Here is a 25,574-nt window from a genome sequence, read left to right as displayed (position 1 = left end):
TGTAAATCAATCAATGAAAAATATAAAATAAACACATACTTGATTTCGATAAAAAAAATGAAAAATAAGTGTGTTTTTCTTAAAATTCACATAACAAACGAAGTGTATAATAACAAAAAGACGGTCTTGGAGACCGTCTTTTTGTTATTATGCTGGAAACTTTATTAATACATTATAATTCTGAATATAATATTGAAAACCAAGTTCTAACTCTATTTTTCTTGTAATAATTACCTAAATAATTATCATAATTAATATCCTGGATTTTGTTGAAATGCTGGTGTGATATTAATTGTGGCTTGTGGAATCGGCCACTGCCATCTCGTGTCATTTGGCAAAATTGTCTGAATTACCGAAGGAGTTCCTGTTCCATTTATATTAGCCCCTTCACCTGTTCTCTGCATTGTAAGACCTAGTCTTTTAAAAGTATAATATCTATCATTTTCAAAAGCCAATTCAAGCCTTCTTTGGAGCATAATTTCATTCCATAGATTGGTTCCTGTAAGAATTGAAGGCAGATAGGCAGAATACCTTTGGGCTTTTAAATTATTCAATAATGTATTGGCTAAAACTTCATTACCTAATTTATAAGCTGCTTCAGCAACATTTAAATATACTTCAGCTGTTCTTAGGTACTTTACCTCTACCACGTTTAAAGGCGTTGCTCCAGCAATATTAAAAGCCCATTTAATAACATTATTTCTCTGTACCCCTTGATATGCACTTGTTCTTATATATGACTCTTTTCTAATATCAGTTGGAATATATAAATCATTCAATGATCTTGGAACAACATATTCGGATCTTATATTCCCACCTGTTGGAGATGCGCCTTGCTGAAAAGCAACCCCAACTGTGACAGCTTCCTGAGCAGAATTTAATACTTTAAAAAGGACTCCATCCGTATTATTCGAGGACCAGATATTGGGGAAATTGGTTATTGAGCCTACACTCGATGATAAAGAAATACTAGAATTTCCTGCTAAGACGGCATTATTATAGTCTCCTTTATACAAATATACCCTTGATAGCAACCCATAAATGGCAGCCTTGGAAAATTTGGATTTGTCTGAACTGTCGGTAATATTGTTAACAGCAAAATTCAAATCACTTATAATGTTATCATATACCTGAGCTACGGTTAAATTTCTTATCGTATTATTCTCCAAAGGATTAAACTCAGTAATATAAGGAATCCCTAAAGAGGCATTTGCATCTGCTGATTGTGTAGGAATTTTACAATACGCCCGTACCAAATCAAAATGAGCAGCAGCTCTTACAGCACGGGCATGCGCTTCAATATTATTTCTAAAATTACCCATAGGAAGGTTATTAATATATTTTAACGGCATATTGGCCCTGGATATAACGAAATAAGCTTGTATAAACAACCCCGTTACTGAAGAATTATTAGATGAAAAGCTCCAGTTATAAGCTGTAAAGTTAGATCCTCTACCTTCAGGATTATATATTAAATTATCTGTAGTTAAATCCGGGATTATAAGCTGATTTCCTGTATCTACCGAAAAGTATCCAGATCCTTTTATAGCGGAATACGCTCCATTAATTGCTTGTGAAAAGTTAGATTCAGAAGTCATAGCCTCATCAAGCGGTATCTGGCTAAAAGATTTCTGCTCCAGCTCTCTTTCACAAGAGAAAAGAACACCTAATGACAGAAGGCCTAATATGCTTAATTTTATTGCTTTATTTTTCATTTTCTAATTGATTTAAAATTTAAAATTGTAATTCAATACCTACACTGACATTCTTTTGAGTTGGATATGTATATAAAGTATAGGAACCGGGTACAGCCGTATTTCCTTCCCCTGATCCTACCGCAACTTCAGGATCTCCCTCATATTTAGTCCATATAAATAAGTTTTGGGCCTGTGCGTACACTCTTATTGAGCTTAATGGAATTTTCTCACCCAGGAAATTTTTATCAAAAGTATATCCGACATTTAAACTTCTAAACCTTATATAATCCGTTTTCTGCAAAAAGTAATCTGTCATCCAAATACCATTTGGGTTAGGTTTAGGCAATACATTTGTATCACCCGGATTTTGCCAGTAATTTACTGCATCAACCCGTTTATTGTAATTATATTGTGAAGGATCAAGCATATTCAGCGCTTCGTTATTTACAGAGTATGCTCCAAACTTATACGTGAAATCGGCTGTTATATCAAAACTTTTATAGGTAAAGGTGGCTCCAAAGCCTCCAAAATATTTTGGAAATGGAGACTTATCTTTGATATCCTGAATATCAAGCGAAGAATAAAAGTTGGTAGCTCTTCCACCAGGCAGATCATAAAATGTCTCTCCAGGATTTGCGGTGGTACGGGTTGTATAATATAAAGCTTCTCCTGTAGCCGGGTTTATTCCTGCTGACCTTACCATTCTAAAATAAAAAGGCATTTCTCCCACTTCAAGTTTATTATTATTTCCAATATTTCTGGAAGTCTCTCCGGGTCTTAATGCTAAAATTTTATTTTCAACTTGGGAAATATTTCCTCTTAATTGGAAGCTCCAATCTTTTTTTCTGATAATATCTGCTGAAAGATCTACCTCTACCCCTTTATTTTCCATATCACCCGCATTATTATAGACCGTATAACCTCCTTGTACTGTTGCGTTAGGGATTAGTTGTAAAAAATCACTTCTTTTGTTAATAAAGTATTCTACTGATCCTCTAAATCTATTATCATAATTAAAATCAAGACCAAGATTTGTAATTTTTACTTTTTCCCATTCTAACTGTTTATACCCTATAGTGGCAGGTACAAAAGTTGTGGCGCTTGGGCCATATAAGCCAAATCCTACATAGGGCTGATTTACATAATCAGGGAGCGGAGCATCATTTCCTGCAATACCATAAGATGCTCTTAGTTTCAATGCCTGCAAATTGGGTATATTCATAAAAGGCTCTTTTGCTATATTCCACGCAGCACTGGCACTCCAGAATATCCCAAACTGATTATCTAATCCGAATCTTGAACTACCATCTCTCCTTACAGATGCACTTACTAAATATCTCAAATCATAATTATAATCCGCTAACAAAGCCAGGGCAGTTCTTCTGGTTTGAGTCCTTGAACCAGCTACTGCATTTGGAGTAACCATATTACTTAAAATATCAAGACCCGGAGTTCTGTAATTTTGTCCTATTGCACTTAAAGAATTTGTATTTTCACTACTGTATTCATAAAATGCTGTTGCGCTTATCTTATGCTTTCCAAATTTTCTGTCAAAATCCAATCTCTGATTAGCTGTAAAATAATATAAATCGCTATTACTCTCACTTACTTGTCCGTTATATCCTAAAATAACATCGAGAAAAGAACCGGGCTGCATCACTGTTTTGCCTTTCAACTGGGCAAAAGTATTGTAAAAAGAAGACCTAAACTTTAGCCAGTTCGTGAACTTATACTCCCCAAAAATATTTCCATTTAACCTGAGATTACTATTAGCTGCTGTATTCCTTTGAAGAGCTTCCAGAACAGGAAATCCTACATTAGTAGGGTTAAATGATCCATTAGCCAAATAAACAGGTTCGTAAGCATTAGCTCTATACATAAAACCAAAAGGATTTTGTCCATTGTTCAAATCTCTTTGATTTTGGGTTTTTTGGTATTGTAAAGAAGCATTTAAACCAATTTTGATATGATCGTTTAATTGATTTTCAAAATTAAACCTTGCCGTATATCTTTTTAGTGCATTCAAATATTGCACAATTCCTGAATTACTGTCATATCCTAATGAATAATAAAATAAACTTCTATCAGTTCCGCCACTTGCTGTAAAAAAATAAGTCTCTTCACTAGAGTTTTTCAAGATATCTTTTTCCCAATCATGATTGAGCAGCGTGAGTCTTCTGATTTCTTCATCAGACCTTGATGGATTTCCAACTAAAGGGGATATTTTGTTTTCCCATGCTAATTTCTGACCAGCATCCATCATTTCAAAATTCATTTCCTTATCTGAAACCTTCCATGAAGTACCAAATCTTGAAGCAAAGCTATACTTAGTATTTCCTCTGGCTCCTCTCTTTGTTGTGACTACTATAACTCCTGCAGCGGCTCTTGATCCATACTGAGCAGTTGCCGCAGCGTCTTTAAGTATTACCTGAGATTCTACATCGCTTGGATTTAAAGCATTTAATTGTGCAAAGGATGAGTATTGCCCATCTATAACAACTAAAGCCCCTGTATTAGAAAAATTGGAAAATCCTCGGATGGTAATAGCCCCTGAGCTTCCAGGCTGGCCACTCAATGTCTGCACTAAAACCCCCGGAGCTTTCCCCTGCATCATATTGACTAATGATAATGTATTAGATAGCTGCTTCAGCTCATCACCGCTTATAACGGATTGAGCTTGATTTATTTCATCGGTTTTCTTATCACGATACCCTGTAACCACTACTTCATCAATTTTAGAAATAGTATCCTTTTTTACTTTCTGTGCAAAGACAGTCTGCCCAAAAAAGAACATAACCCCTGCACTCAATACATATAATTTTACATTCATATTAACATATTTTAATATATCCTGATCACAAATATGTTAATAATTCTTAACAGCATCAACACACAAAACATTGTAAAACAGCACTTTAAAATACATTTATTTCACCAATCATTACAATAAACATCACATTAAAAAGTGATTTATTTTTACCGATTTAAAATTTAAATCGCTATAAAAATTTAATAGAATTTTAACAAGTGAAAAAAAATTCAGATGGTTTCACTTTATTAAAAAAAACAGCAAAAAAAATTAACAAAACAAAAATTTTAAATTAATAATATCCAAAATAAAATAGTTCAATTTCATATTAAAATCAACAAAATGATAAAAAATAAACAAATTTTAACTACAAAAAACATTAAAAAAATAAAGCACCCCAATATTTGGGGTGCTTTATTATAATTTTATATATTAAAATTTATTTCTGGTAATTATAATATCTGGCTCCGTTTAAAACAGGATTTCCTGTTTCTATTGAAATTAATCCAAATCCATTATATTCAGAGTTTACAGACTTTTCCAGTTGTTTTCTGTGGAGTTTCTCATACGTTTCAAAGTCTACAGCCATTCTATTATTTAAATTTTCGAATACATTCCATTTTTCAGCTACATCTTTCCAGTTTTGAGAAACTTTCCCCGCAAAAACCTTTGATTTTGATCCACTTCCATACCCCACAAATCCTATTTCTTTACCTGTCAGCTCTTCATTCTCATTGAAAGAAGTCTGCAAAGCGGAAAGAAATGCCATAAAAATGGAAGCTGTATACATATTACCTATTTCTGAAGAAGCTCTTTGTGTCTTTTCTATTTTATCATTAATCAGCTTAAGATAATCTTCAGATTTCGCCACAGCTTTTTGTTCATCTGCAGTTTCATAAGGAAGATGATTTTCCAGGCTGTAAATTTCAGTAAAAACTCTTTTCCCGTGAAATGCATAAGGAAGGTGAAAAATAATATACTTCCATTTTTCATAAGGTTTCTCCTGTCCTGTTACTTCTTTATAGTGATGATAAGCCTCTTTGATTCTGTCCTGATAACACTGATTGGAATACTGGCCATCGAAAACAGGTTCGTCTGTAAAGATCTCAATCTTTTCAGGATAAGTTTCAGGGGCTCCATTCAACTCTTCTTTTTTATAAGACCTTCTCGGTTTAAAGAAATCAAAAACACTTTCTGTTGCTACTCCCCAGTTATTTTCTATTTCAAGAAGATCCGGTTTTGATGAAACCAGCAGAGCAACCGCACCACCACCTTGTGTATATTCTCCAGAGGAAGCCAGTTCATATTTAGCATAATCGCTGGCGATTACTACTGCTTTTTTTTCAGGATTCACCCTTACAAAATCCAACGCATTATGCAAGGCATCTACGGCTCCAACGCATGCAAAGGTCATGTCCAGAACGTCACAGTTTTTAAAACATCTTTCGCCAAATTCGCCTTCCAAGATTTTTTCAACCATTTGTATGGCATAAGAAGCTGTAGGTTTTGCTGCATCCACGGCACTCTCAGTTCCCAGATAAACTCTTGCAATTTCTTTAGGATTGATACCATAATCTTTGATCAATCTTAATAATGCTTCCGCCGCAAAAGTAGCAGCATCTTCATGTACATCGGGAAGTCCCATTTTATGAAGTCCTAACCCCTTCTCCAGTTTTGCGGGCTCTATGCCTCTTTTTTCTGCTAATTCTTTAATTTCCAAATACAAAGAAGGCACATAATAGCTCGCTGCCTCAATTCCAAAACTCATAATTTTCCAAATTTTAAACGAATTTATGAAAGATAATATAAAAAACAGCGGTAAAAAATACTGATTTTTGCACTATTATTAAAACATGTATGAATTTGAACGGGGTTTTAATAAAAATCTTCGGAATACTTAAGAAGAAGTAAAAGTTTCAATCCCTATCAGCAAAAACCCCGGCATTGCCAATGGCAATGCCGGGGTTTATTTATCTGTAAGAAAATTCTATTTATAATTTTCAATCGCTTTATTCAATGCATCAATCTGTTTATTGATACTTGCCGCTTTCTGTGGATTTTGTTTTAAGAGTTCCATTTTCTTGGCAAGACCATCTTTCAACATCTGCACCATCATCATTTTAGCCTGCGGATTATCTCCCATCTGATTTTTAGCATATCCTGTTATCTTGGCAAGACTTTCTGTAGCTTTTATATTATCGGAGGTCATAATCCAGTTAAAACCTTCTTCCGCTGCTTTTCCTAATTCCGGATTCTGGAATTTAATGAACGGATAAAATGCTGCAAGAGGAGTGATATTTTCCATTTGAGAGACCACTCTATTCTTTACGATGATTGGAAGTAACTGTGCCTGTAATTCATCTGATGCCCCTTTTAAATCGATCTTATCTGCCAATGCGTTAGCTCTTGACGGATCAATAGTAAGAAGTGCACTTAAAGAACTCCCTTTAACAGCATTAGAAACAGCATTGACTCCCTTTTCAAAAATAGGAAGGTATTTTTTGTCTTTTGTTTTTGCTAAGGCAGAGATCGCTGCAGCCTGAGTTAATGTTTTAGGATCATTGGAAGCTATTTTCTCAACATCTGCCCCTAAGGCTTTCATCTGTTCAGGGTTAGTAAGATCTGTTAATTCCAATGCTTTTATTCTTACTCTGAAAAACGGATCTTTCAAGGCGGCTGCTAATAATTTCGTCACTGCAGGGCTTTTCCCAGTCTGATCTTTTATTCCTGTTAAAGCATTATATCTGCTTTTGAATTCTTTTGAGTTCGTAAACTGCATCAGATTCTGTTCCGGAGTTTTGGTATCTGTGATATCTGCCAGTAAAACTCCGTCTGCATTGATATTTACCAGATCAGGTGTCTTAGAAACATCAAAACTGAAAGTATTTTTCCCTTCGGCATTTACCCAGACATTATATCTTTTAGGTTTCCCATTATCATATACATCAATCGCCAAAGGAAATTCAAATGGCAGATCCTGAGTTTGATTAATGGTTACTACCACTTGTTTTTTTACAGGTTCAAATGTAAATGAATAATTGATCTTAGGGTTTCCGCTTCCGAAATACCACTGATTGAAGAACCAGTTCAAGTCTTTTCCCGAAACTTTTTCGAATGACAATCTCAGCTGATGCGCTTCTGCATTCTGATATTCATTCGTTTTCAGATAATCATTCATTCCGGCAAAGAACGCATCATCTCCGAGATAATTTCTCAGCATATTTAAAATTCCACCGCCTTTCTGATATGTTACCAGATCGAAAACATCTTCACGGGAATTATAATCGAATCTCACCAGATCTTTCTTAAAATCAGACGGGTTGTGGATATACAGATTCACATCGCTCATCAGGTGATAATCCGCCTGGTCTTTACTGTATTTGTATTCATTCCAAAGGTATTCGGAATAATTAGCGAAAGATTCGTTTACCGTCAGATTACTCCAACTTTCTGCCGTAACCAGATCTCCAAACCAATGATGAAATAGCTCATGGGCAATGGTGTCTTCCCATTTATTTTCGTCAATAAGCTGTCCCGGTTTCTGAAGGATATCACTTCCATGGAGTGTTGCTGTAGTATTCTCCATAGCACCGCTCACATAATCTCTCCCTGAAATCTGAGCGTATTTTGCCCAAGGATAATCATAGTTCATCTTTTTGGAGAAAAATTCGATCATTTCCGGAGTGTTTCCATAGATCTGCTTTGCATAAGGCTCATATTCTTTTTCGATATAATAATCGACCGGAATATTTTTCCATTTGTCTTTTACAATGGCATATTCTCCTACTCCCATGAAGAAAAGATAAGTGGAATGTCTTTTATCCATTACCCAGTGATCGGTTCTGAGACCGTTGGATTCTTTCTGAGAGTCTTTCAGAATACCGTTTGAAAGCGTCACATATTTGTCGGGAACCGTCATGTAGATTTCCTGGGTAGTCTTTTGGTTGGGTTTATCAATGGTTGGAAACCATGCAGAAGATGATTCTGTTTCTCCCTGTGTCCAAATCTGTGTAGGCATATCTGGATCTGTTCCCTGCGCATTGATGAAGTACAGTCCTTTAGCATCATTGATTGCCATACTACCCTGTTGCTTTACTTCGTTCGGACGGGATGTATATTTGATATATATGGTGTAATCCTGATTTTTCTGATAGGTTTTATCTAAGCTGATTTTCAGGATGTCATTTTTATAGTCGTATTTTAAAGGTGTTCTTTTACCATTGTTATCAAGAGCGACTTCGTGAACCAACATTCCTTTTGCATCCAGTGTCAATTCGTTTGTCGGATAAAAGTAAGGTGAAGCGGTAAGCCATTCTTCTCCATTCATCTGCTCTTTCTGATAATCAAAATTTACTTTAAGCTTGGTATGTTTAAGTTCCGTCACTTTGGTATGAGCAGCCCTGTATATTTTTTCTCTTCCTGAAGTTTCGGTTTGTGCTGATACGTTTGCGGAAAATAAAATTCCAAGTATAGCAATTGATAAAATGGCTTTTTTCATTTCTATGCTTTAATATTTTTTTAGATTTATTTCTTAATGATGATATCGAAAATATCATTAACCAGGGTTTCGTAATCTCCTTTTTTCAGCTGTTCTTTTGTTTTGGCAAAAGCTTTTTTCAGCTCACTTTCGGGGTTTTCATCATCAATAACTTCCGCTGAAGCTACACCTTTCAACTGAAGCACTGCATTTTTCAATACTTCAATATCTGCATTTTCTTCAATATTTATTTTTAAATACTTCATGATTTTGTTGTGATAAGATTTGAAAATTTAAGACACCCAAAACCTCATTAAGCAGGAATGGTTCTTCTTTCAAATTTATAACTTATTTCAGAAACAATTGATAAATAAAGAGTACTTAAGTTTTTTGTACTAAAGTAATTTTACCTGACACCTATTTTGTGAGGATCATTTTTCCGGTTTTATGATGAAATCTTATCCTCAATATACATAAAGATGAATTTTCCGGGGATCAGTCTCATTTAAATAATCGCTAAAAAATATATAGTGGGTTAGATAGCCACAGGAGCTTTAATTCCCGGATGCGGATCATAATTTTCCAACGTAAAATCATCAAAATTGAAATCGAAAATATTTTTAACGTCAGAGTTCAGTCTCATTGTAGGAAGTGGTCTCGGCTCTCTTGAAAGCTGTCTGTTTACCTGTTCAAAATGGTTATTATAAATATGTACATCTCCGAAACTATGCACATAATCTCCAACTTCCAGATCACAAACCTGTGCTACCATCATCAGTAACAATGCATAGCTCGCAATATTGAACGGAACTCCAAGAAAAACATCTGCGCTTCTCTGATAAAGTTGTAAAGATAACTTACCATCTGCCACATAGAACTGAAACAATGCGTGGCAAGGCGCCAAAGCCATATTCGGGATCTCTGCTACGTTCCATGCGGATACAATTAATCTTCTGGAATCAGGATTTTTTTTAATCTGGTCAATCACTTCTGTAATTTGGTCCACTACTTTTCCATCAGCACCATTCCAGCTTCTCCACTGCGCGCCATATACCGGTCCTAAATCTCCGTTTTCATCTGCCCATTCATCCCATATGCTTACTCCGTTATCCGTAAGGTATTTGATATTTGTTTCTCCTTTCAGGAACCAAAGCAGTTCATAAATAATCGATTTCAAATGCACTTTTTTAGTAGTCACTAATGGAAATCCTTTTGACAGATCATATCTCAACTGATATCCGAATACACTTCTTGTTCCGGTTCCGGTTCTGTCGGTTTTATCTGTTCCATTGTCTAGGATATGCTGTAAAAGGTCTAGGTAGTTCTGCATTTTTAAAAGCGGGTTTTAATGGTTCAAATTTAGAAAAAACTAACCGATTTTGAGTTATCATAGATCATAAAAAAACAGCTGTGAAAATTATTTCCACAGCTGTTTACTATTATTATTTTCTTATTGAATCCTGTAGGATCCTATAAAAATCAATGATTAATTCTTAATAATTTTCTGAATCATTTTCTCTTTTCCATTGTCCAATGACAGTACATATACTCCTTGAAGCAATGATTCAACGTTGATAGATTGAGATTTTGTTTCTCCGGAAAGCACTACACTTCCACGGGCATCAGTAAGCTGATATTTAAATTCTGTCCCGGAACCGGATTTAATCTTAATCACATCTTTTACCGGATTAGGATACACACTGATTGCATTATTTCCATTTACAGAAGATTCGGCAAATATTGAGTTCATAGTGCCTGCAGAAGCTATTTTTAATGTATAATCTTCTACCTGTCCGTAATCAAATGTTCCGCATGATGAGGAAGGTACCGTGTTATATCTCATTATGACTCTCATTCTTGTATTTCCCGTAACAGCAGTACTTGGAATGGTTATACTACCGGATACAGGAGAAGTTGTACTTGCCGTTTTTGACCAGGCCAGTTCTCCACTGTCTGTAAAGTCGCCATCACCGTTATAATCAATGTATACAGCATATCCTTCACTATATTTTGTAGAAGTCCATGATGGTGTTATGGTCATTGTGTAAGAAGTTCCTTTTACGACATTTCCAATAACGGAGGTGAAATTCTCATATCCTGTGGTACCCGTTGAGGCATTATTGATGTCAGCAAATTTCACATTACTGATTCGTTCATCCGCGGTAGAGTTTGCAGAAGCCGAGCAATAAGTGGCAGCCGTACCCGGCTGGGTCGTTACACTCACTTCATTACTTGCTGCTGAAATATTTCCTGCCGCATCTTTCGCTTTAACAGTGAAGCTGTATGTAGTTGCCGGAGTAAGTCCTGTTGCCGTATAAGTTGTGGAAGTCGTAGATCCGAGAAGGCTTGTTCCTCTATACACGTCATAGCCTGTTACCGCTACATTATCAGTAGATCCGCTCCATGAAAGTGACGTGGAGTTCTGGGTTGTCCCTGACGCTGCCAATTGAGGTGCTGTAGGCGCCTGAGTATCCGTAACCGGAGTTCCTCCTGAATAGGCAGTTCCTAAACCTACTGCATAAAATGCATTCTGAGTAGCTTTATGTTCCGCAGAATCTGCTCCAAAAAGATCTTTTGCCGTTTGAATTCCATAGGTCATGGCATTCGTATAATTAGAATTGGCTGTAAGATAGGAGGTTTCTAATCTGTAAGCTATTTTTGCTGCTTTTTCAAATCCTATCCCGGTAACATTATAATTATTTCCTATATCATTCGTTCCGGTACCTCCGGTTACTAAAAGATAGAACCAGAAGTTTAGAACGCCGCTGTTGGTATGAACTCCGCAATAGTCGTTCTGTTGCTGGCTAGGCGTAACACACCCTGTAGTACTTACGTCTTTCCAGTAGGTACCTTTATAAGTATCCGGCTGTTTGGACAGACCTGAGTTTGGATTACTCATGGATCTCAGATAGTTCGGTGATACTTTTGTAATCTCTTCTCCAATTAAAAAGTTTTGTTTTTCCGGGGCATATGCATTTTCAACTACCGCTCCCCAGATATCGGAAAACCCTTCGTTCATAGCACCTGATTCTCTCTGATAGGCCAGCTGGGCTGTAGATCCGCACACGGCATGCCCCAGCTCATGGGCTGTAACGTCAAAGGCAACGAGCGGTTTAAAAGTGGTTGCACCATCACCATACACCATTGCAGTTCCGATCCAGGCTGCATTTTCCCAGGAACTTGACACATGGATATAGCTATTGAGAACAGCTCCCTGGTTATCATAACTGTTTCTGTTGAATGTATTTTTGAAATAATCATATGTTTTTTCCACTCCCCAATGCACGTCAAGTCCTACATCGTTGCCGCTGGAATTATGCTCTGCCGCTGTCCAGTTGTTATCAGTGTCTGTAATATCTGTATTTACAAGGTTGGTATATGCTCTATTCCCGTTGTTATATGTATTGACACCTCCTCCTCTTGTATTGTCTCTTAAAACATATTTTCCGTTGAGAAGGGTGGTTTCAATAGATTTTGTTCCGCTGTACCTTGTTTCGGCACTTCCGGCAACAAAAATAGACCTAAAGTCTTCTTTTGATTTATTTTCGGCACCTATCACAGAATGATTATGTACTTCATTTCCATGAGCATTCTCATTGGCATGCTTCATGATAGGATCGTTAAGCAGCACTGCCCCTGATTTTGCATCTACATATACATTGGATCTTAAAAAAGGTTCTGCTGAAAAAATATCGAATTTATAGGATAAGAGAAGCCTGAACTTTCCGTTGGCAGCCTCGACGGGAATTAAAACCAATTCTCCTTTAGGCTGATATCCAATTTCTCTTCCATACCCGGTATTGGTCATCAGCGTTTTTGCTCCTATATATTTCATGGCTTTCTGAAGGGCTTCAGATTCGGAAACATCGGCCTGGGTATTGACATCAGAAGTATCGTACATTTCGCCATTCATACTTACCAGGCTGCCTTTTATGTAATGCAGGGTATATCTGGCAAATTCAACCTTAATTCCGTTGTGATAAAGCTGGTACCTCTCATCAGAGAAGTCGCTGAAAAGTTTGGCAGATTCGGTTTTCACCATTTTTGATCCGGCAGGAAGGTTTAAAACCTCTGAAAAGAATCTTTCATTATCAGATAAGGCTACATCTTTAGCGGCAGCTCCGGGATTGAAGATAATCAGTGATGATCTTCCGTCTTCACTGTTTATTCTTTGCCCAACATATTTTTGGGCCTGAAGAGAAATTCCACTTACCAAAAGCGGAACAAAAATCATGAGAGTCAATTTGTTTTTCATAAACAATATTATTTTGGTGTGTTATCAATCCAAATATAACAATCAAAATAACATAATTAACAAAATAATCAGAAAATTTTATTAAATATTCAATTTTTAAATAAAAAAATTAAAAAACATTCAATCAAATACTACAATTGACACAAAAAAAATAAATTAAAAAATTCTTATTAGCAAAAAAAAAGCCTGTTAAAACACTTAGATTAATTTAAATTTTTAACAATAAAAATTTATTAATATTACTCTTTAAATTCACCTTATTTCCATAAATCCAGCTCAAAAATTCATCACATTATCTCAAAAAATTTCTTATTTTTTTAACGATAATTAACCGTAAAAGGAAGCAAAAGTTCTTTTCCTTGTTCGAAATAATGAGTTTTCACTTCAAACTGCTATTTTCATCCTAATAAATTACCAGATATTTACAATATTCTGGTTAATATCATTTACAACAAATACTTCTGCAGATTTTTTACCTAACATAGCTTTCACCAGTGGAGATTCCGCAGAAACCGTCATTATTTTTTGGTGATCTGAAATAATTTCGCCTACAGATACCGCAATATAAAATAAGCCTTTATTTGTTTTCACTAAAGCTCCCGTCTGCACTTTATCACAAGTTTCTATGGATATTTTCTGTAAAACAGCCTGCTGATTTAAGGCTTCATTAAGCTGTCTCTGCAGGTTATTGATTTCCTGCTGAAGCATTTCTCTTCCGGTTTCATATTTGTCCCCCATAGAGCTTTTTGTATCGTTATTGGAAGCACGCGTTTCCGCAATGAGATTTTCAAAATAACTGATTTTATCCGCTATTTTTGCTTTAACGATATTGATTATTTCCTGTTTGTTCATTGTTTAGTTCTCGGATTATTTTAGCGGGAACCGTGTAAACCACCCCGTCAAAATCATAGACTTCGACGCCCCTCCGGCGAAGGGAAATTAAGTTCCATTTAAAAATTATTGTTAAGATTTTACAGCCTGAGCCAGCTTTTCAGTGGCTTCAGTTCTCATTTTTCAAATACAGCGTAATCTGAAACGTTGAAATTGAAATCTTTTCCGCTGTTGAAATCTCTTCTTGTCTTATCAAAAACATTTTTGAAAGTTCCGGACAGGTTCTCATCTTCAATGGTAAAGCTGACAGGTTCTTTTGACATATTGAGAACCACCAGTACTTCATCTTTTCCATTTTTTCTTATATAAGCCAGAATTTTATCATTTGCCGAAGTATTCAGCAGATAAGTGGTTACATTGGGATCTCCGCCTCTTAAAGCAGGGTTTGAAGATTTTAAATCCAGTAATGTCTTATAAAAACCTGCGGCCTGATAGGTATTGGTCCATTTGATCACATCTTTTTCAAAAAATTCAAGTCTCTTCATATTTGGAAGTTCCTGGCCTGAATATAATAAAGGAACTCCGTTCCATGTTGCGGAAAAAACAGCCATGGGTTTTGTGATTACCCCATATTTTTCATATTCGGTTCCGTTCCATGAATTTTCATCATGATTCGTAGTAAACCACGCTCTCATTGAAGAATCTCCGATATTGGAATATTGCACCAATAAATCTTTTAATTCCTGAAGAGGCTCATTTTTCTTGTAGTAATCGGCAGATTTGTGCATCCATTTCCATGAATAGCTGGCATCAAAAACTTTTCCGTATTCAGGGCTTTCCAGTTCGTCAAATTCACCCAGCCAGAAAAGAGGTTTTATTTTTTCCACTTCAGGACGTGCCTGCTCCCAAAAATCTACTTCTACCCATGAAGCAAGATCACATCTGAAACCATCAATATTAGCTTCCGTTACCCAGAACTTCATGGCATCAATCATTGCCCTGCGCATCTCCTGATTCTTATAATCAAGTTCGATAATATCATCCATTCCTGAAGCGATATGGAATTTACCATCCGGATCTTTCAGGTAAAACTCAGGATGTGTCTTTGTCCAGACATGATCCCAGCCGGTATGATTGGCTACCCAGTCGATAATCACCTTGAACCCTAATCTGTGAGCTTCAGTCACCAGGTCTTTAAAATCCTGTAAAGTTCCGAATTCAGGATTTACAGAAGTATAATCTGCCGCTGCATATGGGCTCCCCATACTTCCTTTTTTATTCTGCTGGGCAATTGGCGTAATAGGCATAAACCAAAGGGTTTTGACCCCCATAGATTTCAGACGGGGCATTTCTTTTGCAAATGCTTTGAAGGTTCCCTCCTGAGTGTATTGTCTGATATTTACTTCATATATATTAGTGGTGTGTTTCCATTCTTTTGGCAGTTCTGTCATCTTCCGGGTATTTTTTTGAGTGGTACAGGAAACAATTCCCAGACCAATTACAGCTAATAAAATTAATTTTTTCATTAATCTATTTTTAACAAAAGTAAGGATTGTTTTTTGGGAGGAAAAGGAGTGAAGAGTAAAAAGGTGAAATCGTTAAAGAGTGAAAAGGTAAAAGTGTAAATTTCTAAATGGATATATGATATATTCAAATGGCGAAGAAAGCTGAAAAGGCGAAGAAGAAGCTTATTTACAAATTGGCTCCATTCATTTCTTTGCCTTTTCGCCATTTTATCTTTTTGCAAAAAAAAGCCCTGGGTTGTAACCCGGGGCCTATATATTTTATTGCCTATCTTTCATCATCATTGTCATCCTCATCATCAAAGACATCATCATTGTAGTCTTCTTCTTCCTCATCATCGAAGTTATCGTCTTCATCTGAGAAATTTCCTCCTGCTCCGAAATCGTCATCGAAACCAAATTCGTCATCTACCAACGGCATTGCAGATTTCTTTTTAGAACCTCCGGCATTTCCGTTTTTGCTAGGAGCCTTTAAAGGAACATTTCCAAATCTGTATACGGTGATCGGATAATTAACTCCTTTTGTTTCATCAATTACTTCAATAAGCTCACAGAAGAATTCCCAAAGATCTAGAAGCCCATATTGGAACTGTGCTTTGTCTCCTTTTCCTTCAAAAGCTTCATCAATGTATACATCTGACATAATTTCGCCATCACCATCATCGCTCATATCTTCCAATGGGACACTTTTTACGATTGTTCCGTCCTCTTCCAACAGATTAAAAGTAGAAAGCTCATCTCCCTGCAGACTGAATGCACTTTTAATTCCTAAATGTAAATTCCATAACGTTTGTTTTCCCTTAACTTCAATATCACGGAAAATATCCTCTTTCGCATCTAATATTACGCGGATTTTGTAAACCATATCAGTTTCTTAAATTACTTTTTGCCTTTATAATTATGATAAATCTCTGTTGCAAATATATAATAAATGACATGTGACAAAAAAATATTTCAGGATTTTTTAAAATATTTTTTTTTCTTACATTTTGCCGGAATTATTTACTTTTTTCAAGCATAAAACTGAACTTTGTTCCTTCAAGATAAACACTTTCTACGGTAATGTTTTCGTTATGAGCTTCAAGGATATGTTTTACGATGGCTAATCCCAGTCCGGAACCGCCTTCTCTTCTGCTTCTGCTGGTTTCCACACGGTAGAACCTTTCGAAAATTCTCGGAAGGATTTCAGATTTGATTCCCATTCCGTTGTCTATGACCTCTATCAACACTTTATTTTTTAAGATACTTGTCTTTACAATCACTTTTGCTTCCTGTCTGTTGGCATAATGGATTGCATTGGAAATAAGGTTAATAAAAACCTGAGAAATCTTCTGTTTATCCGCTTCCACGAAAATCTGAGGATGCAGTGTCTGGATCTGTAATGTTGTATTTCGTTTTTCTGCTTCAAGATCGAGCAGATCAAAAATTTCCTTGATCAGAAGATTGACATCAAATTTTGAAACGGTAAGATTGATTTCTCCTGCTTCTAATCTGTTAATCATATCAAGATCTGTAACGATTGCAATAAGTCTTTCAACAGATTGGTCAATTCTTTCAAGGTATTTATCACGGATGGTCAGGTTGTCTACTCCACCATCTCTTAAAGTTTCTACATATCCCTGAATGGAAAATAACGGCGTTTTCAGTTCGTGGGAAACATTTCCGATGTATTCTTTACGGTAGCTTTCCATTTCCTTCATCATATCAATTTCCGTTACTTTCTGCTGATTGAGATCAGAAAATCTTTCTCCCAATTCTTTGATGGTGATATTTTCATCATGATCATGAACAATTTCCTGCGGAAGAATCCCGGAAAGCCCCTTCACCTGTTTCCTTCCATAATAATTAAAGAGAAGTTCCAGAACGACACAATTGAGAATAAAGATCAGAACAATACAAATCAGAAGCCCCGTTTTGAACATAGGGGTATCATAATAGATATCTTTCAGGGAGTCGAAAATGACCACCAGAAAAAGCATTACCAATGTCAGCAGACAAGAGGCAACGAGGGTAAGTCTGTAAAATTTCAATTTTACAACGTTTTAAAGATTAAATGTAAAGGTAAGATTTTTTTAAATCATTAAACGATCAGCTTATATCCAATCCCTTTTAAGGTCTGAATAGTATTGATCCCTAATTTTTCTCTCAGTCTTCTGATATGAACATCGATGGTTCTCTCTCCTACAATCACATCATTTCCCCAGACTTTTTCCAAAATCTCTTCTCTTTTGAAAACTTTTTCAGTATTGGAAGCCAAAAGATAAAGCAGGTCAAATTCTTTTTTGGGAAGAAGAAACTGCTGTCCGCTTTTGGAAACTCTGAAATTGTCTTTATCAATAACAAGGTCACCGATTTCGATCAGTTTAGCATTATCAGAAACCTGAGAAGTTAACTGTAATAATGCATTTACTTTGGAGATCAGGATTTTTGGTTTGATCAATTTTACGATATAATCATTGGCCCCTGCCTGGAAGCCTGCCAGCTGAGAAAACTCTTCGCTTCTTGCAGAAAGGAAAACAATAAGTGTTTTTTGAAGTTCTTTCACTTTACGAAGTTCCTGACAGGTTTCAATGCCGTCTTTTTCAGGCATCATTACATCTAAAAGGATAAGGTCCGGAACAATTTCCTTTGCTTTTTCTATACCTTCATTACCGTTGGTAGCGGTATAGATATCATAACCTTCCTTTTCCAAATTGTAAGACAGAATCTCTAAAATGTCCAGTTCATCGTCTATTAAAAGAATTTTTTTGCTCATCTTCTAGTTTAAGAATTCCCACAAAATTAATTATTTCCATTGATTTCATCTATCCCTCAAATGTTAACTAATTATTAAAAAACACTAAAACAGGAATAGATTAACAAATCAACAATAAAAGTAATCAAAAAATAAATATAAACCAAACATTTCAGCAATAAATGAAAATAAACTAAAAAAATACGATTATAAAAATCAAACATCAACAACTGGTAACAAATCCCATCCATTAATATAAACTTCACAATTAATTAAGATTCTCCTAAACTTTTCCTAAAAACTTAGCCTTTATTTTGCCCTTGAAAAAGAAGTAAAAGAAGTAATAATGAAAAAACAACTCCACAAGAGCATTGTGCTACTTGCCTTGTTTTCTGCTGGCTATGCTTTTGCACAAAGTCAGATTCTGGAAGGTAGGGTACTGGATGAGAAAGACAACACTCCTATAGAAGGAGTAAAGGTAAAGGTAAATAACCAGGAGGTTACTACAGACCTTTCCGGATACTACTCTATCAATCTTTCCCCAGGCACCAATTACGTTATAACAGTAAGTTCCAACGGATACAACAGAAAAGAAATCAGTGAAGTTACTATAAAAACTGAGGGGAACACCCACCTTGACATCGTTTTAGACAAGCCGTCTACCAAGGAAAAGGAAATCGAGGGAGTTGTAATCAAATCCAATGCAAGAAAAGAAACCATAGCCTCTACCATCGGATTACAGAAAAATGCCGGTGTAGTTTCTCAGGTTATTGGTGTTGAAGCTATTAAAAGAAGTCCGGACAGAAACACAGGGGAAGTTCTGAAAAGAGTTTCCGGGGTGAGTTTGTTCGACGGAAAATATATTGTAGTAAGAGGTTTATCCGATCGTTATAACCAGGCGATGCTGAACGGTATTCAGTTATCCAGTACAGAGCCGGACAGAAAAACCTTTTCTTTTGATCTTTTCCCGGCTAACGTTATCGAAACCCTTGTGATCAACAAAACCTTCATTCCTGAATATACAGGTGAATGGGGAGGTGCTTTGATCCAGGTAAATACAAAGGATATTCCTAACAAAAACTTCTTCAATGCTCAGGTAGGTGTAGGAGGAAATACAGCTACTATGGGACAGGAGTTCCATATGCAGAAAGGTGGAAAATGGGACTTTTTAGGAATTGATGACGGTTACAGAAAGCTTCCAACCAATATGCCTGCAAAAAATGCTTTCAGTATTTTAAATGAGGCTCAGAAAACAGAAATCGGTAAAGGATATACAAAGAATTTAGGGTACAACAGTATCGGTTATCCTGAAAATTTAAGTTTACAGCTTGACGGAGGTTTCAATACAAAACTTTTTGGAAAAGACTTAGGGGTAATTGCAGTTTTGAACTACAGTAACAACAAAAGAAGAACCGAATCTACCAACCGTTTCTTTACCATCAACAATCAGCTTGCTGATACCAACTTCGATTATTTTACAGAAAAATACAGCAATGATATTATTTTAGGAGGGATGTTGAACCTTTCTTTAAAGCTGAACAACAACAATAAAATTTCCTTAAAGAACATCATCACCAATAATACGGTGAACCACATGTCTTTCAGAACAGGAAAGGATTTTGAATTTGATCCGATCAACGGGACCAATATCATAGCAAGGGAAATTGGTTTTAAGGAGACTACTTTCTATAACTCAACCCTTAACGGTACTCATAAAATTGATGCTCTGGGAGGATTTACCGTAAACTGGTACGGAAGCTTCGGGATCCTGGATCAATACATTCCTTTACTACAGCGTTTGCAGTATAACCAATATACAAACCTTCCGGGAAGTCCTTATTTAGCATTGATTTCTAATGGTCTTTCTCAAAAATCAGGGAGTGTATTCTACTCTACTCTGAGCGACTATTTATATAACGCAGGTGGGGATATCTCCAAGACGTTTACAATGTTTGGACAAAAACAAACCATCAAAGGGGGGTATTTATTCCAGGTAAAAGACAGAATATACAACTCAAGGCCATTCTCTGTGAGACTTGAAAACTTCAATCAGGGATTACTTTCTCAGCCTTTCGAAACGATTTTCAATCCTGAAAATTTTGGAACGAATGGTAAATTTACATTTGATGAGATTGCAGGAAATCAGTACAGATATATTGCCAACACAATCCTTAACGCAGGATATTTACAGTTTGACAATAACTTTACACCGTGGTTAAGAGCAGTTTGGGGATTAAGAATTGAAAACTTTGATCAATTGGTAGGTAGCACGAAAAAAAGTGATGACCGTTTTGTCAACACACGTGTTACGGATTTCTTACCTGCTGTAAACCTGACATTCAAAGTAAATCCTAAAATGAATATCCGTCTTGCCGGTTCACAAACTGTGGTAAGACCGGAATTCAGAGAGGTTTCTCCTCTGGCGTATTATGATTTTGACCTGGGAGCTACTGTAATCGGTAACAAATCTATTGAAAGAACGAAAATAACGAGTGCCGATCTTCGTTGGGAGTATTACCCAAGAAACGGAGAAATTATATCCGTAGCAGGTTTCTATAAAAACTTCAAAAAGCCTATCGAATTATACTTCAACCAATCAGGGGTAGGAACCAGTAACACATTCAATTACCTTAACGTAGATAAAGCTGATGCTTATGGAATTGAGGTGGAAGCCAGAAAAAAACTGGATTTTGTAAGTGCTCTTAAAAACTTTACATTAGGTGGAAACGTTGCTTTAATTAAGAACAGGGTAACGGACGAAACTACCAAAATTGACAGACCAATGCAGGGACAGTCTCCATATACTGTCAATGTAAGTCTTCAGTATGACACTGAAAAATCAGGTTGGTCTTCTACAGTATTGTTCAATATGATTGGAAGAAGAATTCTTTATGTAGGAAATGATCAGGTACCACCAATCTGGGAAGCACCAAGACCTCTTTTAGACTTCCAGCTTGCAAAGAAAGTATGGAACAATAAAGGAGAGATTAAGCTGAATGTTTCAGATATCCTGAACCAGCGTGCTAAATTCTATCATGATCTGAACGACAACGGTAAGTATGACAGCAAAGATGCTCTTGCTATCGAAAGACTTACAGGAACTAACATCAGTTTAACACTGGGATATAATTTTTAATTCACTCAACAAATAATCTAATAAATAATTTAATTCTTTATAACATGAAAAAGTTCGTTTTATATTCTTTAATGCTTGGCGCTCTAGTATCAACTACCGCTTGTAGAAATATAGAAGAAGATGGACCTACCATTATTCAAAATGGAGGTAACGGAAACGGAGAAACTGAAAACCTTATTCTTTCAGGAAAAATCACTTCCAATCTTACGCTTAAATCTAATAAAATTTATAAGCTAAGAGGATTAGTATATGTAACAAACGGGGCTACTTTAACTATCGAAGCAGGTACAAAGATTGTAGGTGAAGCTGATAAAAACGGAGCTTTGATCATTACAAGAGGAAGTAAAATCATGGCGGAAGGAACTGCTGCTAACCCTATCATCTTCACTTCAGAAAAACCAAGTCCTAAAAGAGGAGACTGGGCAGGTGTAGTAATTTTAGGAAATGCACCTACCAATGCATCTTTTGGAGGAGCAAACGGAGTTGGAGAGATTGAAGGAGGAATCAACAACTCTGAAGGTCTTGGACTTTACGGTGGAAACAATGCTGCTGACAACAGTGGTATCTTAAAATATGTAAGAATAGAATATGCAGGATATGCATTCTTACCAGATAAAGAGATCAACGGACTTACTTTCGGTGGTGTAGGAAACGGAACTACAGTAGATTATGTAGAGGTTGCTTATGCTAATGACGACAGTTTTGAGTGGTTCGGAGGAACGGTAAATTGTTCTCACCTTATCTCTTACAAAGGTCTTGATGATGATTTTGATACTGATAACGGATTCTCAGGAAATATTCAGTTTGGTATTGGGGTAAGAGATTCTCAGGTAGCAGACGTTTCAGGTTCTAACGCATTTGAATCTGATAATGATGCCAACGGATCTTCTTTAAATCCTCAGACATCAGCTACATTCTCTAACATGACGATCATTGGGCCAATCAATTCTTCGGCTCCAGGATCTATCAACGCATTATTCCAAAATGCTTTACAGATCAGAAGAAACTCTTCTATCTCTGTATTCAACTCTGTATTTACAGGATTCCCTGTTGGTTTATTCATTGATGCTACAAAAGGTACTCCAACGGATAACAATATTGTGGGTAACAAACTATTCTTTGAAAACAATATTTTAGCAGGAAACACAACTCCTTTAAAATTCGGACCTTCTACATCTACTCCGACAAATTATACATTAGCTGATCTTACCAATTGGTTTAATGCTAAAGGGAACTCAATTCTTGCTTCAACAGCTGACGTAAAACTTGCAGGTGCATGGGCTCCGGCAGGAACTACTCCAAACTTCTCACCTGCAGCTGGTTCTCCGCTATTAACAGGAGGAGTATTTACAAATGCTAAATTAACATCTTGGTTTACACCGGTAACGTACAGAGGTGCTGTAAAAGACGCTAACGATACTTGGTACGCAGGATGGACCAACTATAACTTATAGAACAATATAATAGTTAGATTTCATTTCAAATTAAAAGCCTTCGGAACATTTTCCGGAGGCTTTTTTAACCTTATTATCCGAAATTATCAATAACCGGACTTCTAAGCGTTAAGAGATGTTAACATTAAAAAAAATCAAATAATCAATTTTAAGAATGTATGAATTCTGAAATACACTATAATATTGACAAATCCTGACTAGAAAACACCTTATTTAATATGTAATTTCATTGAATCTAATACTTATAAAAATTCATATCATTCATTCTTATTACTCATAAAAAAGCCACCGGAAAAACTCCAATGGCTGATTCACAAAAAACAAGTGTATAAAAAATATATATACTTTCAGTTAATTTCTCCAAAACAGATTCCCGTCATTCATCAAGGCTTCTATTTTAGACATTCTGGAAACCGCTTCTGCCGAACATGAGGCATCAGCCAGAACGATAGCTGCTTCATCACCCGCTTTAGGCCATTGCTGTATTCCCTTTTCATCCAGTGGAAGAATACTTTGAGTAGCAAACTGCAATGCCCTGGATAACGCATACTCTGTGGCATAACCGTATAGTTCTGCAATCAAATTTGCTTTTTGCAGCATATTTCCGGAACCGAAGGTACTCCAGTAATCCTGCACGTTATCATTTCCTATTAAAACATTGACTCCATATTTCTTTAAAGTCGGAATCGGCATCACAGTCCCTTTAAAAGGAACAGAAGAAGCTATTCCAACTTTTCCGTGGGCTAGTCTTTCTGCAATCTGTTCTGTTTCTTTTGGCGAAAGGTGAGCCAGTGCAAAAGCATGGCTTACAAAAGTTTTCCCTTGAAGTTCAGGGTTTTCAATCGTTTTATCGATCAGATAATTGATCGTTTTCATTCCGGATTCTCCTGCTTCGTGCAAATGAATATCAATCCCTTTATGATGATCCAAAGCAAGCTGAACTGTAAAATCCATTACTTTTTCAATGCTTCCGTCAATACTCAAAGGGTCTAGTCCGCCGATAAAGCCTACACTTTTTAACTTTGCCGCTTCTTTCATTAAAGATGCAGATTCTGTGTAATATATTCCATGTTGTGGAAAGGCTACCAGCTCAGCTTTAAAAGAATCTTTTTTATTTTCAAGGGCTTGTTCCAGATGTTCCAGAGACTTCAATCCGGAAGTAGGATCAATATTGAAGTGTGTTCTCGCAAAATGAGTTCCGTAATGCTGCAGCAGGTTGATTAACTGTTCTGCTCTTTCTACGGAAGTTTTTAATAATTCGGGAATGATTTCCTGTTCATAAGCGATCATATCTCTCACCGTCCTTCTTTTCGGGGAAAGTGCCTGCCAAGGGAGTCCGTATAATGTTTTATCCAGATGGATATGCATATCCCTGAATGCAGGAAGCATCAGATACCCTCCAGCATCAATAGCATCGGAAGCCGAATCATTTGCTTTTACAGCCTGGATTTTTCCGTTTTCAATATCAATACTGAAAAGGCCTGTTTTTGTTCCTGTCACCTCTTCATTTTCGTATTCAAAGCCTGTTTCCAGACGAACATTTTTCAGGGAATATTTTCCTTTTGCAGTTAATTGATATGGAAATTGCATCTTGTAAATTTTTAACATTACAAAATTACATCGGCTTCAGGGTAAAACCGGTGTATCAATCATGTCTTGTTTTGTATAAATTATTCCTTGAACTGAGATGGAGTCATTCCGGTTTGGGCCTTAAAAAACTTTGAAAAGCTTGCATGATCATAGAATCCGAGATCATATACAATATCTTTTACAGACATTTCTGAAACCTTCAAAAGACGCTTGGCTTCCAGTAAAATACGATCCTGAATAAGGGACGAAGCTGAAGCATTGAGATTTTTTTTACAGACAATATTCAGATAATTGGCAGAAATATTCAGTTTATCTGCGTAAAAAGAGACTGATCTTTCAGTTTTAAAATATTCATTAATAAGATGTAGGAACTTAGAAATAATGGGATTTGAATTGTATATCTCAAAGTCTTTAAATGCACCTTCCACAGATTTACTTACCAGCAAACCGATCAGCTCACTCCGTTTTTGAATAAGCTCCCAAAATATTTTTTCCTCATGAAGTTCTTTCTGAATGGCCTGAAACTCGTACAGAAAATCACTAAAAATATCCTTAGAAAGATTAATAACCGGATGATTCTGATAATAAGATGCAGAAAATCTTAAAGAAGGCAGAAAACTCTCAAACCAATCTCTGCTGATCATAAGCTGATAGCCTATGGTTTCTTTTTCGATAACCCACTGATGTACCTGATCCGGAAAAACAAGATGGATCTGATGGTCTTTCACTTCATATTCAGTAAAATCAATGGTATGTGAGCCTACACCATGTTCAAAAAGATTGATGATGAAAAAATCGTGTTTATGTGGATCATCAATAGAACGAGCTCCATAAAGTTCATTAAAAAGAAGGTTACAGCCCTTCAGCTGGTTTTCACTAAACTCCTGAATTCCTAAAATAGGAAAATGATCTGTATGATAACTCACTCTACCTGATTTTCTCCTAAAATTAATAAAATTTACGTGAGAAAAATTAAAATAACCACAAAAGAAATACTTATCTTCCTTATGTGGTTACCACTCAAACTAAATTATATTCTTAAAATTATTTTTACCTGAATGCTTTATC

16 protein-coding genes are annotated in these 25,574 nt (G+C 36.1%); 2 read left to right on the top strand and 14 right to left on the bottom strand.

Features of this window, described 5'->3' with window-relative positions; all coding sequences use genetic code 11:
- Window positions 1-251 precede the first annotated feature (251 nt).
- The 12 genes from F3J23_RS03310 to F3J23_RS03255 form a co-directional block, all read right to left on the bottom strand.
- On the bottom strand, window positions 252-1,715 hold the full coding sequence (locus tag F3J23_RS03310; RefSeq protein WP_167024022.1) for a RagB/SusD family nutrient uptake outer membrane protein: 1,464 nt from the start codon (window positions 1,713-1,715) through the stop codon (window positions 252-254).
- A gap of 19 nt (window positions 1,716-1,734) precedes the next feature.
- Window positions 1,735-4,527 (bottom strand): SusC/RagA family TonB-linked outer membrane protein, encoded by a 2,793-nt coding sequence (locus F3J23_RS03305; protein WP_167024019.1) that lies wholly within the window; start codon window positions 4,525-4,527, stop codon window positions 1,735-1,737.
- Between the two features lie 418 nt (window positions 4,528-4,945).
- Entirely contained in the window at window positions 4,946-6,274 is a 1,329-nt protein-coding gene (locus tag F3J23_RS03300) for a hydroxymethylglutaryl-CoA synthase family protein (protein ID WP_167024017.1), read from the bottom strand.
- Between the two features lie 219 nt (window positions 6,275-6,493).
- Entirely contained in the window at window positions 6,494-9,004 is a 2,511-nt protein-coding gene (locus tag F3J23_RS03295; RefSeq protein WP_167024014.1) for a M1 family metallopeptidase, read from the bottom strand.
- A gap of 26 nt (window positions 9,005-9,030) precedes the next feature.
- Window positions 9,031-9,249 carry a hypothetical protein gene (locus F3J23_RS03290; RefSeq protein WP_167024011.1) on the bottom strand — a complete coding sequence of 73 codons (219 nt, stop codon included), beginning with the start codon at window positions 9,247-9,249 and terminating at the stop codon, window positions 9,031-9,033.
- Between the two features lie 269 nt (window positions 9,250-9,518).
- Window positions 9,519-10,313 (bottom strand): thymidylate synthase, encoded by a 795-nt coding sequence (locus tag F3J23_RS03285; RefSeq protein ID WP_167024009.1) that lies wholly within the window; start codon window positions 10,311-10,313, stop codon window positions 9,519-9,521.
- Window positions 10,314-10,469: 156 nt separating this feature from the next.
- Window positions 10,470-13,238 carry a M4 family metallopeptidase gene (locus F3J23_RS03280; RefSeq protein WP_167024006.1) on the bottom strand — a complete coding sequence of 923 codons (2,769 nt, stop codon included), beginning with the start codon at window positions 13,236-13,238 and terminating at the stop codon, window positions 10,470-10,472.
- Window positions 13,239-13,649: 411 nt separating this feature from the next.
- Complete coding sequence (locus F3J23_RS03275) at window positions 13,650-14,090, bottom strand: hypothetical protein (RefSeq protein WP_167024003.1); 441 nt, start codon at window positions 14,088-14,090, stop codon at window positions 13,650-13,652.
- Between the two features lie 155 nt (window positions 14,091-14,245).
- Window positions 14,246-15,595 (bottom strand): alpha-amylase family glycosyl hydrolase, encoded by a 1,350-nt coding sequence (locus F3J23_RS03270; RefSeq protein WP_167023999.1) that lies wholly within the window; start codon window positions 15,593-15,595, stop codon window positions 14,246-14,248.
- A 265-nt stretch (window positions 15,596-15,860) separates the two neighbouring features.
- Complete coding sequence (locus tag F3J23_RS03265; RefSeq protein WP_167023997.1) at window positions 15,861-16,457, bottom strand: plasmid pRiA4b ORF-3 family protein; 597 nt, start codon at window positions 16,455-16,457, stop codon at window positions 15,861-15,863.
- A 133-nt stretch (window positions 16,458-16,590) separates the two neighbouring features.
- Window positions 16,591-17,622 (bottom strand): sensor histidine kinase, encoded by a 1,032-nt coding sequence (locus F3J23_RS03260; RefSeq protein WP_167023994.1) that lies wholly within the window; start codon window positions 17,620-17,622, stop codon window positions 16,591-16,593.
- 50 nt (window positions 17,623-17,672) lie between these two features.
- The gene (locus tag F3J23_RS03255) at window positions 17,673-18,347 is read right to left on the bottom strand and encodes a response regulator (RefSeq protein WP_002977493.1); all 675 of its coding nucleotides are present in this window, start codon (window positions 18,345-18,347) and stop codon (window positions 17,673-17,675) included.
- Window positions 18,348-18,672: 325 nt separating this feature from the next.
- On the opposite strand from F3J23_RS03255, the gene F3J23_RS03250 reads away from it, so the two are divergent.
- Entirely contained in the window at window positions 18,673-21,462 is a 2,790-nt protein-coding gene (locus F3J23_RS03250; RefSeq protein WP_167023991.1) for a TonB-dependent receptor, read from the top strand.
- A gap of 44 nt (window positions 21,463-21,506) precedes the next feature.
- Entirely contained in the window at window positions 21,507-22,916 is a 1,410-nt protein-coding gene (locus F3J23_RS03245) for a hypothetical protein (protein WP_167023988.1), read from the top strand.
- 351 nt (window positions 22,917-23,267) lie between these two features.
- On the opposite strand, the gene F3J23_RS03240 is transcribed toward F3J23_RS03245, so the two are convergent.
- Both F3J23_RS03240 and F3J23_RS03235 read right to left on the bottom strand, forming a co-directional pair.
- Window positions 23,268-24,506, bottom strand: coding sequence for an amidohydrolase (locus F3J23_RS03240; protein WP_167023986.1), 1,239 nt, complete (start codon window positions 24,504-24,506; stop codon window positions 23,268-23,270).
- A gap of 80 nt (window positions 24,507-24,586) precedes the next feature.
- Window positions 24,587-25,432 carry an AraC family transcriptional regulator gene (locus F3J23_RS03235; protein ID WP_167023983.1) on the bottom strand — a complete coding sequence of 282 codons (846 nt, stop codon included), beginning with the start codon at window positions 25,430-25,432 and terminating at the stop codon, window positions 24,587-24,589.
- Window positions 25,433-25,574: the final 142 nt, after the last annotated feature.

The sequence above is a fragment of the Chryseobacterium sp. Tr-659 genome (assembly GCF_011752975.1).
In the GTDB taxonomy this organism is placed as follows: domain Bacteria; phylum Bacteroidota; class Bacteroidia; order Flavobacteriales; family Weeksellaceae; genus Chryseobacterium.
Note: the sequence above shows the minus strand (reverse complement) of the source record. Positions and strands in the feature narration are given on the sequence as shown.

Excerpts from the sequence above, each read along its gene's own strand:
- F3J23_RS03310 (WP_167024022.1), bottom strand. The coding sequence starts at position 1,715 with ATGAAAAATAAAGCAATAAAATTAAGCATATTAGGCCTTCTGTCATTA.
- F3J23_RS03305 (WP_167024019.1), bottom strand. The coding sequence starts at position 4,527 with ATGAATGTAAAATTATATGTATTGAGTGCAGGGGTTATGTTCTTTTTT.
- F3J23_RS03300 (WP_167024017.1), bottom strand. The coding sequence starts at position 6,274 with ATGAGTTTTGGAATTGAGGCAGCGAGCTATTATGTGCCTTCTTTGTAT.
- F3J23_RS03295 (WP_167024014.1), bottom strand. The coding sequence starts at position 9,004 with ATGAAAAAAGCCATTTTATCAATTGCTATACTTGGAATTTTATTTTCC.
- F3J23_RS03290 (WP_167024011.1), bottom strand. The coding sequence starts at position 9,249 with ATGAAGTATTTAAAAATAAATATTGAAGAAAATGCAGATATTGAAGTA.
- F3J23_RS03285 (WP_167024009.1), bottom strand. The coding sequence starts at position 10,313 with ATGCAGAACTACCTAGACCTTTTACAGCATATCCTAGACAATGGAACA.
- F3J23_RS03280 (WP_167024006.1), bottom strand. The coding sequence starts at position 13,238 with ATGAAAAACAAATTGACTCTCATGATTTTTGTTCCGCTTTTGGTAAGT.
- F3J23_RS03275 (WP_167024003.1), bottom strand. The coding sequence starts at position 14,090 with ATGAACAAACAGGAAATAATCAATATCGTTAAAGCAAAAATAGCGGAT.
- F3J23_RS03270 (WP_167023999.1), bottom strand. The coding sequence starts at position 15,595 with ATGAAAAAATTAATTTTATTAGCTGTAATTGGTCTGGGAATTGTTTCC.
- F3J23_RS03265 (WP_167023997.1), bottom strand. The coding sequence starts at position 16,457 with ATGGTTTACAAAATCCGCGTAATATTAGATGCGAAAGAGGATATTTTC.
- F3J23_RS03255 (WP_002977493.1), bottom strand. The coding sequence starts at position 18,347 with ATGAGCAAAAAAATTCTTTTAATAGACGATGAACTGGACATTTTAGAG.
- F3J23_RS03250 (WP_167023991.1), top strand. The coding sequence starts at position 18,673 with ATGAAAAAACAACTCCACAAGAGCATTGTGCTACTTGCCTTGTTTTCT.
- F3J23_RS03245 (WP_167023988.1), top strand. The coding sequence starts at position 21,507 with ATGAAAAAGTTCGTTTTATATTCTTTAATGCTTGGCGCTCTAGTATCA.
- F3J23_RS03240 (WP_167023986.1), bottom strand. The coding sequence starts at position 24,506 with ATGCAATTTCCATATCAATTAACTGCAAAAGGAAAATATTCCCTGAAA.